The sequence below is a fragment of the Pantoea sp. sgz302252 genome (genome assembly GCF_047713085.1).
Classification (GTDB): Bacteria; Pseudomonadota; Gammaproteobacteria; order Enterobacterales; family Enterobacteriaceae; genus Scandinavium.
Window position 1 is genome coordinate 116360 of sequence record NZ_JBLFJW010000013.1, and the last position, 12962, is coordinate 129321.

The following is a 12962-nucleotide window of genomic DNA, read 5'->3' on the forward strand; positions in this document are numbered from 1 at the left end:
GCGATTCCTTGATCTACGACAGAGGATTGCTCAAAGTTTGGCCTTTCATCTCGTGCAAAAAATGCGTAATATACGCCGCCTTGCAGTCACAGTATGGTCATTTCTTAACTCATGCGCATCGGACACCACCAGCTCAGAAATCGCCTGATCGCAGCGCCCATGGCTGGCATTACTGACAGACCATTCCGGACGTTGTGCTACGAGATGGGAGCAGGTTTAACCGTTTCTGAGATGCTGTCCTCCAACCCGCAAGTGTGGGAGAGCGACAAATCCCGTTTACGGATGGTGCACATTGACGAGCCCGGGATCCGCACCGTGCAAATTGCCGGCAGCGTTCCTGAAGAAATGGCGGAAGCCGCACGTATTAACGTTGAAAGTGGCGCCCAAATTATTGATATCAATATGGGTTGTCCGGCGAAAAAAGTGAATCGCAAGCTTGCAGGTTCAGCCCTCTTGCAACACCCGGATTTGGTGCAGTCTATCCTGACCGCGGTGGTGAAAGCAGTGGACGTTCCTGTCACTCTCAAGATTCGCACTGGCTGGGCGCCGGAACACCGTAACTGTGTAGAGATTGCCAAACTGGCTGAAGATTGTGGCATTCAGGCTCTGACTATTCACGGACGCACTCGCGCCTGCTTGTTTAACGGAGAAGCTGAGTACAACAGTATTCGGGCAGTTAAGCAGACAGTTTCCATTCCGATTATCGCGAATGGCGACATTACTGACCCGCTTAAAGCCAGAGCTGTGCTCGACTATACGGGGGCGGATGCCCTGATGATAGGACGCGCGGCTCAGGGAAGACCCTGGATCTTTCGGGAAATCCAGCATTATCTGGACACTGGGGAGATGCTGCCCTCTCTGCCTCTGGCAGAGGTGAAACGCATACTTTGTGCACACGTTCGGGAATTGCATGACTTTTACGGTCAGGCAAAGGGGTACCGAATTGCGCGCAAACATGTCTCCTGGTACCTTCAGGAGCACGCTCCAGATGACCAGTTTCGGCGCACATTCAACGCCATAGAGGATGCCAGCGTACAGCTGGAGGCGTTGGAGGCATACTTCGAAAATTTTGCGTAAACAGAAATAAAGAGCTGACAGAACTATGTTCGAACAACGCGTAAATTCTGACGTACTGACCGTTTCTACCGTTAACTCTCAGGATCAGGTGACTCAAAAGCCTCTCCGTGACTCGGTTAAACAGGCACTGAAGAACTATTTTGCTCAACTGAATGGTCAGGATGTGAATGATCTCTATGAGCTGGTACTGGCTGAAGTAGAACAGCCCCTGTTGGACATGGTGATGCAATACACCCGTGGCAACCAGACCCGCGCTGCCCTGATGATGGGTATCAACCGTGGTACTCTGCGTAAGAAACTGAAAAAATACGGCATGAACTAAGTTTCGTTCATGACGGTTAAAAAGGCGCTCTTCGGCATGGGGAAGCGCCTTTTTTAATGCCTGAAATCCCCCCCTTTTCCCCCTCTTCTCAGATGTTACTTTTCGTGTATATTGCCAGCCATTCACGCAATCTCTTCTCAGGTGCAGGTATGCTTCGTAAGTACGGCTGGTTGGTTGTTTTCGCCCTCTTTATGTTTCTGTTCGATGGGCTGCTGATGCAGTGGATAGAGCTGTTAGCAACCGAAAGCGAAAAATGCCGCAACATGAATTCCGTGAATCCCCTCAAGTTGGTGAACTGTTCCAGCCTGGAATAAAAGTGTGCCGACAACATTGCACCGTCATGGCGAGCCTCACCCGTCATAACGTTCCCCCTGAAATGCTCATCCTTGAAGTGACTGAAACCACGGCGGGCAAACCTGTCAGCGCCAGTGAAATTGTTGCCTGCGAACAAAAGGCAGGATAAACAATCACCCAACCTGGGCGTGGTACATCGGCGAATTGTTGATACTCATCACCTGCATGGCAGGATGAGGGAGAAGCGTACTCATAATGCTTTCGACCAGCTCCGGTGCCTGGTGATAGAGATCGAGTCGCTCTGGTGACAGCAACCAATTCTTAACCACACCGGAGAAAAAACTGTGCAGAATAAGTAATGAAAGCTCAATATTTGTTTCTGCTGGAAGGCTGCCATTACTAATACATTTACGAAGCAACGCTTGCAAAATCTCGTAACTAAATCCAATCCGCTGGCGAATCTCTGACTCGGGCATCATCTCCGAATTAAATTCACATTTATGAAACAAGATCTGCATTAATGCCTGCTGCTTGGGTGAACGAGAAATATATTGCAATGCAGCCGTAAAACTTTCTCGCATGAAAGCTAAAGGATTTTCATTTTCGTTATGTGTCAATTTGTGTTTAATAATGTCACGCAGTGGATATTGCTGAGACCACATTTCATTAAATATCTCGGCCTTACTCGTAAAATGCCAGTAAACCGCACCACGTGTTACACCCGCCGCATCAGCAATGTCTGTCAGCGTTGTCTCAGATACGCCGCGCCTGGCAAACTGTTCGATTGCCGCATCAATCAGCTTCTGGCGCGTTATTAGCGCATCGGCTTTAGTCTTCCTCACCATGGTCTGCTCCTGCATTCGGTTTGGCATCAGAGCAGGTTAATATATTTGTATTGAGTAATTTCACATAGCAATTTGTTTTCCATATTCAGACAGTATCAGAATTGAATTAATCACAATTAGATATAACACAAACCAAATCATTGACCGTGAAAATGAATCAAGGATCATCCTAAACCACCATTGATGTTTTATCATTTTATTTTATGTATGAGTGCTGTTGCTCTCCTTTCCAGAATTCTACTAGCTGACATAGCAGAGTTTTTATTTGTATGATACCGCGCTTATTTTTTTATTTTTCTCACCGGCCTCCGGCGATCTCGCTCCATCAGTTATTAAGGACTTGCAATGAAGACTCACGCCAGGGTTACGCTTTTATTCAGTTTGCTGACTTCTACATTATTTCTTAACGGTTGCGATGATTCTGGGGACAAACAGTCGCACAACCAGGCACCACACGTTGTGGTTCACGTGGTCACCCGAGCGCCTCTTTCCGTCATTACCGAATTACCCGGCAGAACAACAGCCTTTCGTATTGCAGAAGTGCGGCCGCAAGTCAGCGGCATCATCCTGAAACGCAACTTCACCGAAGGCGGCGATATTCAGGCTGGCGATTCGCTTTACCAGATTGATCCCGCCACCTACCAGGCTGCATGGGAAAGTGCGAAAGCGGACGAAGCTAAAGCGTCTGCCGCAGCGGCCATCGCGCATCTGACGGTGAAACGCTATCTGCCTCTGCTCGGCACTCAATATGTCAGCCATCAGGATTACGATCAGGCCGTTGCCAATGCACGCCAGGCCGATGCCAGCGTCATAGCGGGCAAAGCCGCCGTGGAGAGCGCAAGGATTAATCTGGCGTATACCAAAGTGTCATCACCTATCAGCGGGCGTATCGGCAAATCGACAGTGACAGAAGGTGCGCTGGTCACCAACGGACAGGCACAGGCGCTGGCGACAGTTCAGCAACTCGACCCGATTTACGTCGATGTTACGCAGTCCAGTAATGACTTTATGCGCCTTAAGCAAGAAAGTCTGGAGAACGGCAGCGACATCAAAAGTGTTCAGTTGGTGATGGAAAACGGCCAGCCTTATGCACAGAAAGGGAGCCTGCAATTTTCCGATGTGACCGTGGATGAAAGCACCGGTTCGATTACGCTGCGAGCCATTTTCCCCAACCCCGATCACGCATTGTTACCAGGCATGTTTGTCCGTGCACGCATTGATGAAGGTGTCCAACCTGCCGCCATTCTGGTGCCACAACAAGGCGTCACTCGCACCCCTCGTGGCGATGCCACGGTGATGATCGTCAATGATAAAAACCAGGTAGAAGCGAGAGCCATTACGGCCACTCAGGCTATTGGCGACCAATGGCTGGTCACCGAAGGACTTAACCCTGGCGAAAAAGTCATTATTAGCGGCTTGCAAAAGGTACGCCCAGGCGCTGCGGTAAACGCTGAGCCTGAAACCACACTCGCCACCGCGAAATAATCAGGGGCCACTATGTCCAGATTCTTTATTCAACGCCCCATTTTCGCATGGGTTTTGGCAATCATTATGATGATGGCCGGTGCTCTTGCGATTCTGCAATTGCCTGTCGCACAATACCCGACGATAGCCCCACCTGCCGTGGCTATCTCAGCGACCTATCCCGGTGCGGATGCACAAACTGTGCAGGATACGGTGACTCAGGTTATCGAACAGAACATGAACGGCATCGATAACCTGATGTATATGTCCTCCACCAGCGATTCAGCGGGCGGCGTCACGATAACTCTGACGTTCCAGTCGGGGACCGACCCAGACATTGCCCAGGTGCAGGCGCAAAACAAGCTTCAGCTCGCCACACCTTTACTGCCGCAGGAAGTTCAGCAGCAGGGAATCAGCGTGAAGAAATCCAGCAGCAGCTATTTGCTGGTCGCAGGGTTTGTCACTGATAACAAGGCCATGACCCAGGATGATATTTCCGATTATGTGGCTTCGAATCTTAAAGATGCCATTAGTCGGCTTAACGGTGTGGGAGACACCCAACTGTTTGGTGCTCAGTACGCAATGCGTATCTGGCTTAATGACAATCTGCTCAACAAATATCAGATGACGCCAGTCGATGTCATTAATCAGTTGAAAGTGCAGAACAACCAAATTGCCGCCGGGCAACTCGGCGGTGCGCCATCGCTTCCCAACCAACAGCTTAACGCCTCAATCATTGCCCAGACGCGACTCAAAGATCCGCAAGAATTCGGCAACGTCACATTAAGAGTCAATCAGGACGGCTCAAGAGTGCACTTAAGAGATGTCGCCCGAATCGAGCTGGGCGGCGAAAACTACAACATGATGACGAGGATCAACGGCCAGCCTGCAACAGGCCTTGGTATTAAACTCGCCACCGGCGCTAACGCACTGGACACCGCTGAAGCGATCAAAACCAAGCTCGCGGAACTGCAGGTGTTTTTCCCTGCGGGCATGAAAGTCGTCTACCCCTATGACACCACGCCTTTTGTGAAGATTTCTATTCACGAAGTAGTAAAAACCCTGTTTGAAGCCATCGTACTGGTCTTCCTGGTGATGTATCTGTTCCTGCAAAGCCTGCGCGCAACGCTTATCCCAACCATCGCTGTGCCTGTCGTCTTACTGGGGACATTCGCGGTGCTGGCGGCTTTCGGCTACTCCATCAACACATTGACGATGTTTGGCATGGTACTGGCGATTGGCCTGTTAGTGGATGATGCCATCGTTGTGGTCGAAAACGTTGAACGCGTGATGGCAGAAGACAAGCTTTCCCCGAAAGAAGCCACCGAGAAATCGATGGATCAAATTCAGGGCGCGCTGGTAGGGATCGCCATGGTGCTTTCAGCGGTCTTTATTCCGATGGCATTTTTCGGCGGTTCAACTGGCGCCATCTACCGGCAATTCTCCATTACCATTGTGTCGTCCATGGCTCTGTCAGTGCTGGTCGCTCTGATCCTGACGCCAGCCCTCTGTGCCACGTTGTTAAAAGCGAACGCCGAAGAGGCGCATCAACCCAAAAGTGGCTTTTTGGGCTGGTTTAATACCAAATTTGACCAAAGCGTTAATCACTACACGGGCAGCATCAGCAAGATTTTGCGCGGCACTGGCCGCTATTTAATTCTCTACGTGATCATCGTTGCAGGCATGGCACTTTTGTTCCTCCGTCTGCCTACCTCCTTCCTGCCAGAAGAAGACCAGGGCGTCTTTATGACCATGGTTCAGCTTCCTGCAGGGGCGACGCAACAACGCACTGAGAAAGTGCTCGAAACGCTCACACAGCATTATCTGGAAAACGAGAAAGATAACGTTGCCAGCGTCTTTACCGTTAACGGCTTCAGCTTCAGTGGTCAGGGCCAAAACTCGGGGATGGCGTTTATCAGCCTTAAACCTTGGGATGAACGTAAAGGGGAAGAGAATTCGGCGGAGGCCGTTATCAAACGAGCCACTGTCGCCTTTAGTCAGATTAAAGATGCCATCGTGGTGCCTTTTAACCTGCCGGCCATTATCGAGCTGGGCACCGCGACTGGTTTTGACTTTGAGCTTACCGATCAGGCAGGGCTCGGACATACCGGTTTAACTCAGGCTCGTAATCAGCTTCTTGGCATGGTGAAAGAGCATCCGGACATGTTTGTTCGCGTCAGGCCAAACGGCCTGGAAGATACACCCCAGTACAAACTGGACGTCGATCAGGAAAAAGCGCAGGCGCTTGGCGTGTCATTATCAGACATTAACCAGACAATCTCGGCTTCTCTCGGTGGGAGTTACGTTAACGACTTTATCGATCGCGGCCGTGTGAAAAAGGTTTACGTTCAGTCCGATGCCCCATTCCGTATGCTGCCAAATGACATCAACAGCCTGTATGTCCGTAGCGCAAACGGCGAGATGGTTCCCTTCTCCGCTTTCACAACGGCGCGCTGGGTTTATGGTTCTCCTCGTCTGGAACGCTATAACGGCTTGCCTTCGATAGAAATCATCGGTGAAGCGGCTCCCGGCAAAAGTACCGGGGAGGCCATGGCCTTACTGGAAGAGATCGCTGGCAAACTACCGACGGGCATCGGCTATGACTGGACGGGCATGTCCTATCAGGAAAGGCTTTCAGGCAACCAGGCACCCGCACTTTATGCTATCTCGTTGATCGTGGTTTTCCTTTGCCTTGCTGCGCTGTATGAAAGCTGGTCGATACCGTTCTCCGTCATGCTGGTTGTGCCATTGGGTGTTGTGGGCGCATTGCTTGCTGCTTCTTTGCGTGGGATGAACAACGACGTGTACTTCCAGGTTGGGCTGCTGACCACCATTGGTCTATCAGCGAAAAACGCCATCCTGATAGTCGAGTTTGCTAAAGACCTGATGGACAAAGAAGGCAAAGGCGTGATTGAAGCCACACTCGAAGCATCGCGTATGCGATTGCGCCCAATCCTCATGACTTCACTGGCGTTTATCCTTGGCGTTATGCCTCTGGTTATCAGCAATGGTGCGGGGAGTGGGGCTCAAAACGCAGTAGGCACGGGTGTGATGGGCGGCATGCTAACGGCAACGTTGCTCGCTATCTTCTTTGTGCCTGTCTTTTTTGTCGTCGTCCGAAGACGATTTAGTGGCTCGAAAGGATAACTTATCTAAAAGGCGCTTAACGCGCCTTCAGACTGCTGACAAAGAAGGAAAAAGCGTGGTTTTTCCTTCTTGTGGTTATCAGCCGAAAATCAATAAATTGATTTTCCTTGTTTTTTTATTCGGTACCCTATGACAGATCTCATTCGTTAGAGGTTTGTCATCACTCTCAAGGCGCTTAACGCGCCTTTTTTCTTTTAGCTGGTTTTTTAAGCTTATCACTTAATCACTGAATGGAATTTTATTCTGCATATTTTCTACATAATTAGCGGGATATTTTCCAAAACCTCCACAATGTTTACAGTTCAAATAAATTGAGATTATTTGCACCTCTGTGGATATACGCCTCGGTGATAAAATAGTCGCAATTCCGCAAAGCATCAGGTTCATTACTGCGGCGTGATATCGAGGTAATATGATGAAAAGATTGATTTCAGTTGCATTGCTGACCGCTCTGCTTGCAGGCTGCGCACATGATTCACCTTGCGTACCGGTTTATGACGATCAGGGGCGGCTGGTTCATACCAATACCTGTGTGAAAGGCACGACTCAGGATAACTGGGAAACGGCGGGCGCCATCGCCGGTGGTGCAGCAGCACTGGCCGGGCTAACATTGGGTATCGTCGCCTTAACCAAATAGTTTCACCGAAGCGCGGGGCCTCCCGCGCTTTTGCTTCAGCATGGTGCATCCGCTCCGAGAAACGTAAATAAATCGCGCTATCATCGTTCTTAAAAAGAATAATTCTGCTTTTTAAATCACCGTCGTCATCATGAAAACTTATTACTCACATCAATACTCGTGAGCGATTTCACACTAATTCCTTCATTCATTTTCACACCAATATTAACCGCCGAAACCATTTCCCCTTTTGCTCTCAATCCTGAAACTTTTTCGCTCTGATTTGTGGCACAGGTTTCAATTTTGCACCATCCCAGGGCGCTTACTTTTTTCTTTCCTGACTACACTCACTTTATTGCGCCGCAGCGACCCATTCGCCGGTGGTTGCAATTCTGGCATTCCCTTTGCTTTAGAGGAAATGGCCATGGCCACAGACAGGTTTCGACGTTCTCCCGGACGTCATTATTTATAACGATAAATTTTTCGCCACACAGGATGCTTTATGAAAAAGATGATGATCGCCAGCCTCACTGCGGCGGGCGTACTGTTTGCACTCTCAACTCAGGCACATGCGGGTACCACTTTCGATGCCGTTAAAAAGAAAGGCTTTGTGCAATGCGGTATCAGTGATGGATTGCCGGGTTTCTCCTATGCAGATGCCGACGGTAAATTTACCGGTATTGATGTAGACGTTTGCCGTGGTGTGGCTGCTGCGGTGTTTGGTGATGCCAATAAAGTGAAATACACCCCGCTGACCGCGAAAGAACGTTTCACCGCGCTGCAATCGGGCGAAGTCGACCTGTTATCACGTAATACCACCTGGACCTCTTCTCGCGATGCGGGCATGGGGCTTTCTTTCACTGGCGTGACTTATTACGACGGTATCGGCTTCCTGACTCACGATAAAGCGGGTCTGAAAAGTGCAAAAGAACTTGATGGCGCGACTGTATGTATTCAGGCGGGAACAGATACTGAGCTGAACGTGGCGGACTACTTCAAAGCCAATAATATGAAGTACACCCCGGTAACCTTTGACCGCTCCGACGAATCAGCAAAAGCGCTCGAATCTGGTCGCTGCGATACGCTGGCGTCTGACCAGTCTCAGCTTTACGCCCTGCGCATCAAGCTGAGCAAACCGGGCGACTGGATTGTCCTGCCTGAAGTCATTTCTAAAGAACCTCTGGGCCCTGTTGTCCGTCGTGGCGATGACGAATGGTTCTCTATCGTTCGCTGGACATTGTTCGCCATGCTCAACGCCGAAGAAATGGGCATCAACTCGAAAAACGTCGATGAGAAATTTGCGAATCCTTCAACCCCGGACATGTCACATCTGCTGGGCAAAGAGGGCGATTTTGGCAAAGACCTGAAGCTCGATAACAAGTGGGCCTACAACATCGTGAAACAAGTCGGCAACTACGCTGAAGTTTTCGATCGCAACGTCGGTGAAGGCAGCGCGCTGAAGATCAAACGTGGTCAGAACAACCTCTGGAACAACGGCGGAATTCAATACGCTCCGCCAGTTCGTTGATTGTTGAGCAGTAACGGGCATCGCTTCGGCGATGCCCTCTCCAGAGTCTGGTTATTGAGGTTTCACTATGTCTCACCGCCGCCTGACCGTAAAAGGACAACTTTCCTTTTCCAACCCCACGGTTCGTGCCTGGCTATTTCAGATAATCGCAGTGGTGGCGGTTGCTGTAATTGCTATCTATCTTATCCACAACACCATGACTAACCTGAACAACCGCGGCATCACGTCAGGATTTGCCTTTCTCGATCGCAGCGCCGGGTTCGGCATTGTTCAGCATCTGATTGATTATCAACAAGGAGACACGTACGGCCGCGTCTTTATCGTAGGGTTGCTGAACACTCTGCTGGTCTCGGCGCTCTGTATTGTTTTCGCCTCGGTCATCGGCTTTTTCCTTGGCCTTGCCCGCCTTTCAGAGAACTGGCTGCTGCGTAAGCTCTCCACGCTGTACATCGAAATTTTCCGCAACATCCCACCGCTGTTGCAGATCTTCTTCTGGTACTTCGCGGTTCTGCGTAATCTTCCCGGGCCACGCCAGGCGGTTAATGCCTTCGATCTTGTTTTTCTCAGCAACCGTGGCTTGTACATTCCTGCCCCTCAATTAGGGGAAGGATTATTGGCCTTTGCCGGTGCGATTCTGCTCGCCGTCATGATTTCCGCAGGGCTTTACCGCTATAACAAAAACCTGCAAATCAAAACTGGGCAGATACGGAGAACCTGGCCTGTCGCGCTTGGACTGATTGTTTGTTTGCCGCTTCTGGCACACTGGATTTTCGGCGCAGCGATACACTGGGATGTCCCTGAACTGCGTGGATTTAACTTCCGCGGTGGTATGGCGCTGATCCCGGAACTGGCCGCGCTGACACTGGCACTTTCCGTCTACACCTCTGCCTTTATCGCCGAAATCATCCGCGCAGGCATTCAGGCCGTACCTTATGGCCAGCATGAAGCGGCACGCTCTTTAGGCCTGCCAAACCCGGTCACATTACGCCAGGTCATCATTCCTCAGGCTCTGCGGGTGATCATTCCCCCCCTTACCAGCCAATACCTGAATATCGTCAAAAACTCGTCGCTCGCAGCGGCAATTGGCTATCCGGACATGGTGTCGCTCTTTGCCGGAACAGTATTGAATCAGACCGGTCAGGCTATTGAAACTATTGCGATAACCATGTCGGTGTACCTCATTATCAGCCTGACAATTTCGCTGCTGATGAACATCTATAACCGCCGAATGGCACTGATCGAGCGCTAAGGAGTCACGATGACAAAAGCTCTTCTGTCACATCCTCCTCGCCCTGCCAGTGTCAGCTCAGGGCGGGCAATTAACTGGGTCCGCAAAAACCTGTTCTCAAGTTGGTCGAACACCCTATTGACGCTGTTTTGCATCTGGGTGCTGTGGGAGGTCATCCCCCCTCTGATGAACTGGGCTTTCCTGCAGGCAAACTGGATAGGCACCACACGAGCTGACTGTACAAAAGCCGGGGCCTGCTGGGTCTTCATTCACCAGCGTTTCGGGCAATTCATGTATGGCCTGTACCCTCACGATCAGCGCTGGCGGATAAACCTGGCATTAGTCATTGGTTTGTTCAGTATCGTGCCGATGTTCTGGAACGCAATGCCTCGCCGTGGACGCTATATTGCCTGCTGGGCAATTATCTATCCGATCGTGGTGTGGTTCCTGCTGTACGGCGGTTTTCTTGGGCTGGATCGTGTTGAAACCCGGCAGTGGGGTGGACTCACGCTGACGCTGATCATTGCCTCCGTTGGGATTGCTGGCGCATTGCCGCTCGGCATACTGCTCGCGCTAGGGCGCCGTTCGACGATGCCTGTTGTACGCATCCTGTCGGTTCTCTTTATCGAGTTCTGGCGCGGCGTTCCGCTTATTACCGTTTTGTTCATGTCATCGGTGATGCTGCCGTTGTTTATGGCAGAAGGCACCAGCATCGACAAGTTAATCAGAGCGCTGGTCGGGGTCATTCTGTTCCAGTCAGCCTATGTCGCGGAAGTGGTCCGCGGCGGTCTGCAGGCCTTGCCAAAAGGGCAGTATGAAGCCGCAGAATCTCTTGCCCTGGGATACTGGAAAACACAGGCACTGGTCATCCTGCCTCAGGCTCTGAAGCTGGTAATACCTGGGTTGGTTAACACTATTATCGCGCTCTTTAAGGATACCAGTCTGGTGATCATCATCGGTCTGTTTGATCTGTTCAGTAGCGTTCAACAGGCCACTGTCGATCCCGCATGGCTCGGCATGTCGACCGAGGGCTATGTCTTTGCCGCTCTGATCTACTGGATCTTCTGCTTTAGCATGTCGCGCTACAGCCAACATCTGGAAAAGCGCTTTAACACCGGGCGTACGCCGCATTGAGGAAACTATGAGTCAAACATTACTACAGCCGGCGGATGCGATGATTACGCTGGAAAATGTCAATAAATGGTACGGGCAGTTCCATGTGCTCAAAGACATCAACCTGAATGTAAAACAAGGCGAGCGCATTGTGTTATGCGGGCCCTCGGGTTCAGGAAAATCAACAACCATACGCTGCATCAATCACCTGGAAGAACATCAACAGGGGCGGATCGTGGTCGATGGGATCGAGCTCAACGAAGATATCCGCAACATCGAGCGCGTACGTCAGGAAGTCGGGATGGTGTTCCAGCACTTTAACCTGTTCCCACATCTTACCGTTCTGCAAAACTGCACACTGGCACCGATATGGGTCAGAAAAATGCCGAAGAAAGAAGCGGAAGCACTGGCCATGCACTACCTCGAACGAGTACGTATCGCGGAGCACGCACATAAGTTCCCAGGGCAGATTTCAGGTGGACAGCAGCAGCGTGTCGCCATCGCTCGTTCACTGTGTATGAAGCCTAAGATCATGTTATTCGATGAGCCAACCTCTGCGCTCGACCCGGAGATGGTTAAAGAAGTGCTGGATACCATGATCGGTCTGGCTCAATCCGGCATGACAATGCTGTGTGTGACTCATGAAATGGGCTTTGCCAGAACCGTCGCCGACAGAGTTATCTTCATGGATCGCGGGGAGATCGTGGAACAGGCACCACCGGATCAGTTCTTCGCCAACCCTAAATCTGAACGAACTCGTGCGTTTCTTTCTCAGGTTATCCACTAGCTCATTGCCCGGTAGCGATACGCTACCGGGCCTGCATTAGGTTCAATATTCAGATTTCAGATTTCAGATTTCAGATTTCAGATTTCAGAATGCAGAAAAGCCCAGTCATAGACTGGGCTTTTTGCTTAATTGATGTCTGGCAGTTCCCTACTCTCACATGGGGAGACCCCACACTACCATCGGCGCTACGGCGTTTCACTTCTGAGTTCGGCATGGGGTCAGGTGGGACCACCGCGCTTTTGCCGCCAGACAAATTCTTTTCTATCTGCCGAACTTTAACCTTTAAAACTGGTGCTGATACCCAGAGTCGAACTGGGGACCTCACCCTTACCAAGGGTGCGCTCTACCAACTGAGCCATATCAGCACACTTTATTTCTTGAACCATTCACAGCATTACTGTGACTGCGTTCTTAATTTGATGCCTGGCAGTTCCCTACTCTCACATGGGGAGACCCCACACTACCATCGGCGCTACGGCGTTTCACTTCTGAGTTCGGCATGGGGTCAGGTGGGACCACCGCGCTGTTGCCGCCAGGCAAA

The 12962-nt window shown here is 50.8% G+C and carries 12 protein-coding genes, 1 tRNA gene and 2 rRNA genes; 11 read left to right on the forward strand and 4 right to left on the reverse strand.

Going from position 1 to position 12962, the window contains the following annotated elements; genetic code table 11:
• Positions 1 to 111: 111 nt before the first annotated feature.
• From dusB to ACLW56_RS12265, 4 genes are all read left to right on the forward strand, one after another.
• The gene (dusB, locus tag ACLW56_RS12250) at positions 112 to 1077 is read left to right on the forward strand and encodes a tRNA dihydrouridine synthase DusB (protein ID WP_330984050.1); all 966 of its coding nucleotides are present in this window, start codon (positions 112 to 114) and stop codon (positions 1075 to 1077) included.
• 25 nt (positions 1078 to 1102) lie between these two features.
• Complete coding sequence (fis, locus tag ACLW56_RS12255) at positions 1103 to 1399, forward strand: DNA-binding transcriptional regulator Fis (RefSeq protein ID WP_000462905.1); 297 nt, start codon at positions 1103 to 1105, stop codon at positions 1397 to 1399.
• A gap of 149 nt (positions 1400 to 1548) precedes the next feature.
• Positions 1549 to 1713 (forward strand): DUF2556 family protein, encoded by a 165-nt coding sequence (locus ACLW56_RS12260; protein ID WP_330984051.1) that lies wholly within the window; start codon positions 1549 to 1551, stop codon positions 1711 to 1713.
• 26 nt (positions 1714 to 1739) lie between these two features.
• Complete coding sequence (locus tag ACLW56_RS12265) at positions 1740 to 1862, forward strand: hypothetical protein (protein WP_330984052.1); 123 nt, start codon at positions 1740 to 1742, stop codon at positions 1860 to 1862.
• A 4-nt stretch (positions 1863 to 1866) separates the two neighbouring features.
• Here the strand turns inward: ACLW56_RS12265 and envR are convergent, their stop codons facing one another.
• Complete coding sequence (gene envR / locus ACLW56_RS12270; RefSeq protein ID WP_330984061.1) at positions 1867 to 2538, reverse strand: acrEF/envCD operon transcriptional regulator; 672 nt, start codon at positions 2536 to 2538, stop codon at positions 1867 to 1869.
• A 345-nt stretch (positions 2539 to 2883) separates the two neighbouring features.
• Here envR and ACLW56_RS12275 point away from each other — a divergent pair, with 345 nt between their 5' ends.
• The 7 genes from ACLW56_RS12275 to ACLW56_RS12305 all read left to right on the forward strand — a co-directional run bounded on the left by ACLW56_RS12275 (position 2884) and on the right by ACLW56_RS12305 (position 12421).
• A complete protein-coding gene (locus ACLW56_RS12275) occupies positions 2884 to 4023 on the forward strand; it encodes an efflux RND transporter periplasmic adaptor subunit (RefSeq protein ID WP_330984053.1) in 1140 nt (379 codons plus the stop codon).
• Positions 4024 to 4035: 12 nt separating this feature from the next.
• Complete coding sequence (locus ACLW56_RS12280; protein WP_330984054.1) at positions 4036 to 7149, forward strand: efflux RND transporter permease subunit; 3114 nt, start codon at positions 4036 to 4038, stop codon at positions 7147 to 7149.
• Positions 7150 to 7564: 415 nt separating this feature from the next.
• Positions 7565 to 7786: a lipoprotein gene (locus ACLW56_RS12285; RefSeq protein WP_330984055.1), complete on the forward strand. Its 222-nt coding sequence runs from the start codon at positions 7565 to 7567 to the stop codon at positions 7784 to 7786.
• 481 nt (positions 7787 to 8267) lie between these two features.
• Complete coding sequence (locus ACLW56_RS12290) at positions 8268 to 9293, forward strand: amino acid ABC transporter substrate-binding protein (RefSeq protein ID WP_330984056.1); 1026 nt, start codon at positions 8268 to 8270, stop codon at positions 9291 to 9293.
• 67 nt (positions 9294 to 9360) lie between these two features.
• Positions 9361 to 10542, forward strand: a complete 1182-nt coding sequence (locus ACLW56_RS12295) for an amino acid ABC transporter permease (RefSeq protein WP_330984057.1) — start codon at positions 9361 to 9363, stop codon at positions 10540 to 10542.
• 9 nt (positions 10543 to 10551) lie between these two features.
• A complete protein-coding gene (locus ACLW56_RS12300) occupies positions 10552 to 11655 on the forward strand; it encodes an amino acid ABC transporter permease (protein WP_330984058.1) in 1104 nt (367 codons plus the stop codon).
• 7 nt (positions 11656 to 11662) lie between these two features.
• The gene (locus tag ACLW56_RS12305) at positions 11663 to 12421 is read left to right on the forward strand and encodes an amino acid ABC transporter ATP-binding protein (RefSeq protein ID WP_330984059.1); all 759 of its coding nucleotides are present in this window, start codon (positions 11663 to 11665) and stop codon (positions 12419 to 12421) included.
• Positions 12422 to 12555: 134 nt separating this feature from the next.
• On the opposite strand, the gene rrf (ACLW56_RS12310) is transcribed toward ACLW56_RS12305, so the two are convergent.
• From rrf (ACLW56_RS12310) to rrf (ACLW56_RS12320), 3 genes are all read right to left on the reverse strand, one after another.
• Positions 12556 to 12671, reverse strand: a 5S ribosomal RNA gene (gene rrf, locus ACLW56_RS12310).
• A gap of 39 nt (positions 12672 to 12710) precedes the next feature.
• Positions 12711 to 12786: transfer RNA gene (locus tag ACLW56_RS12315), tRNA-Thr, on the reverse strand.
• A 56-nt stretch (positions 12787 to 12842) separates the two neighbouring features.
• Positions 12843 to 12958: ribosomal RNA gene (gene rrf / locus ACLW56_RS12320) — 5S ribosomal RNA — on the reverse strand.
• Positions 12959 to 12962: the final 4 nt, after the last annotated feature.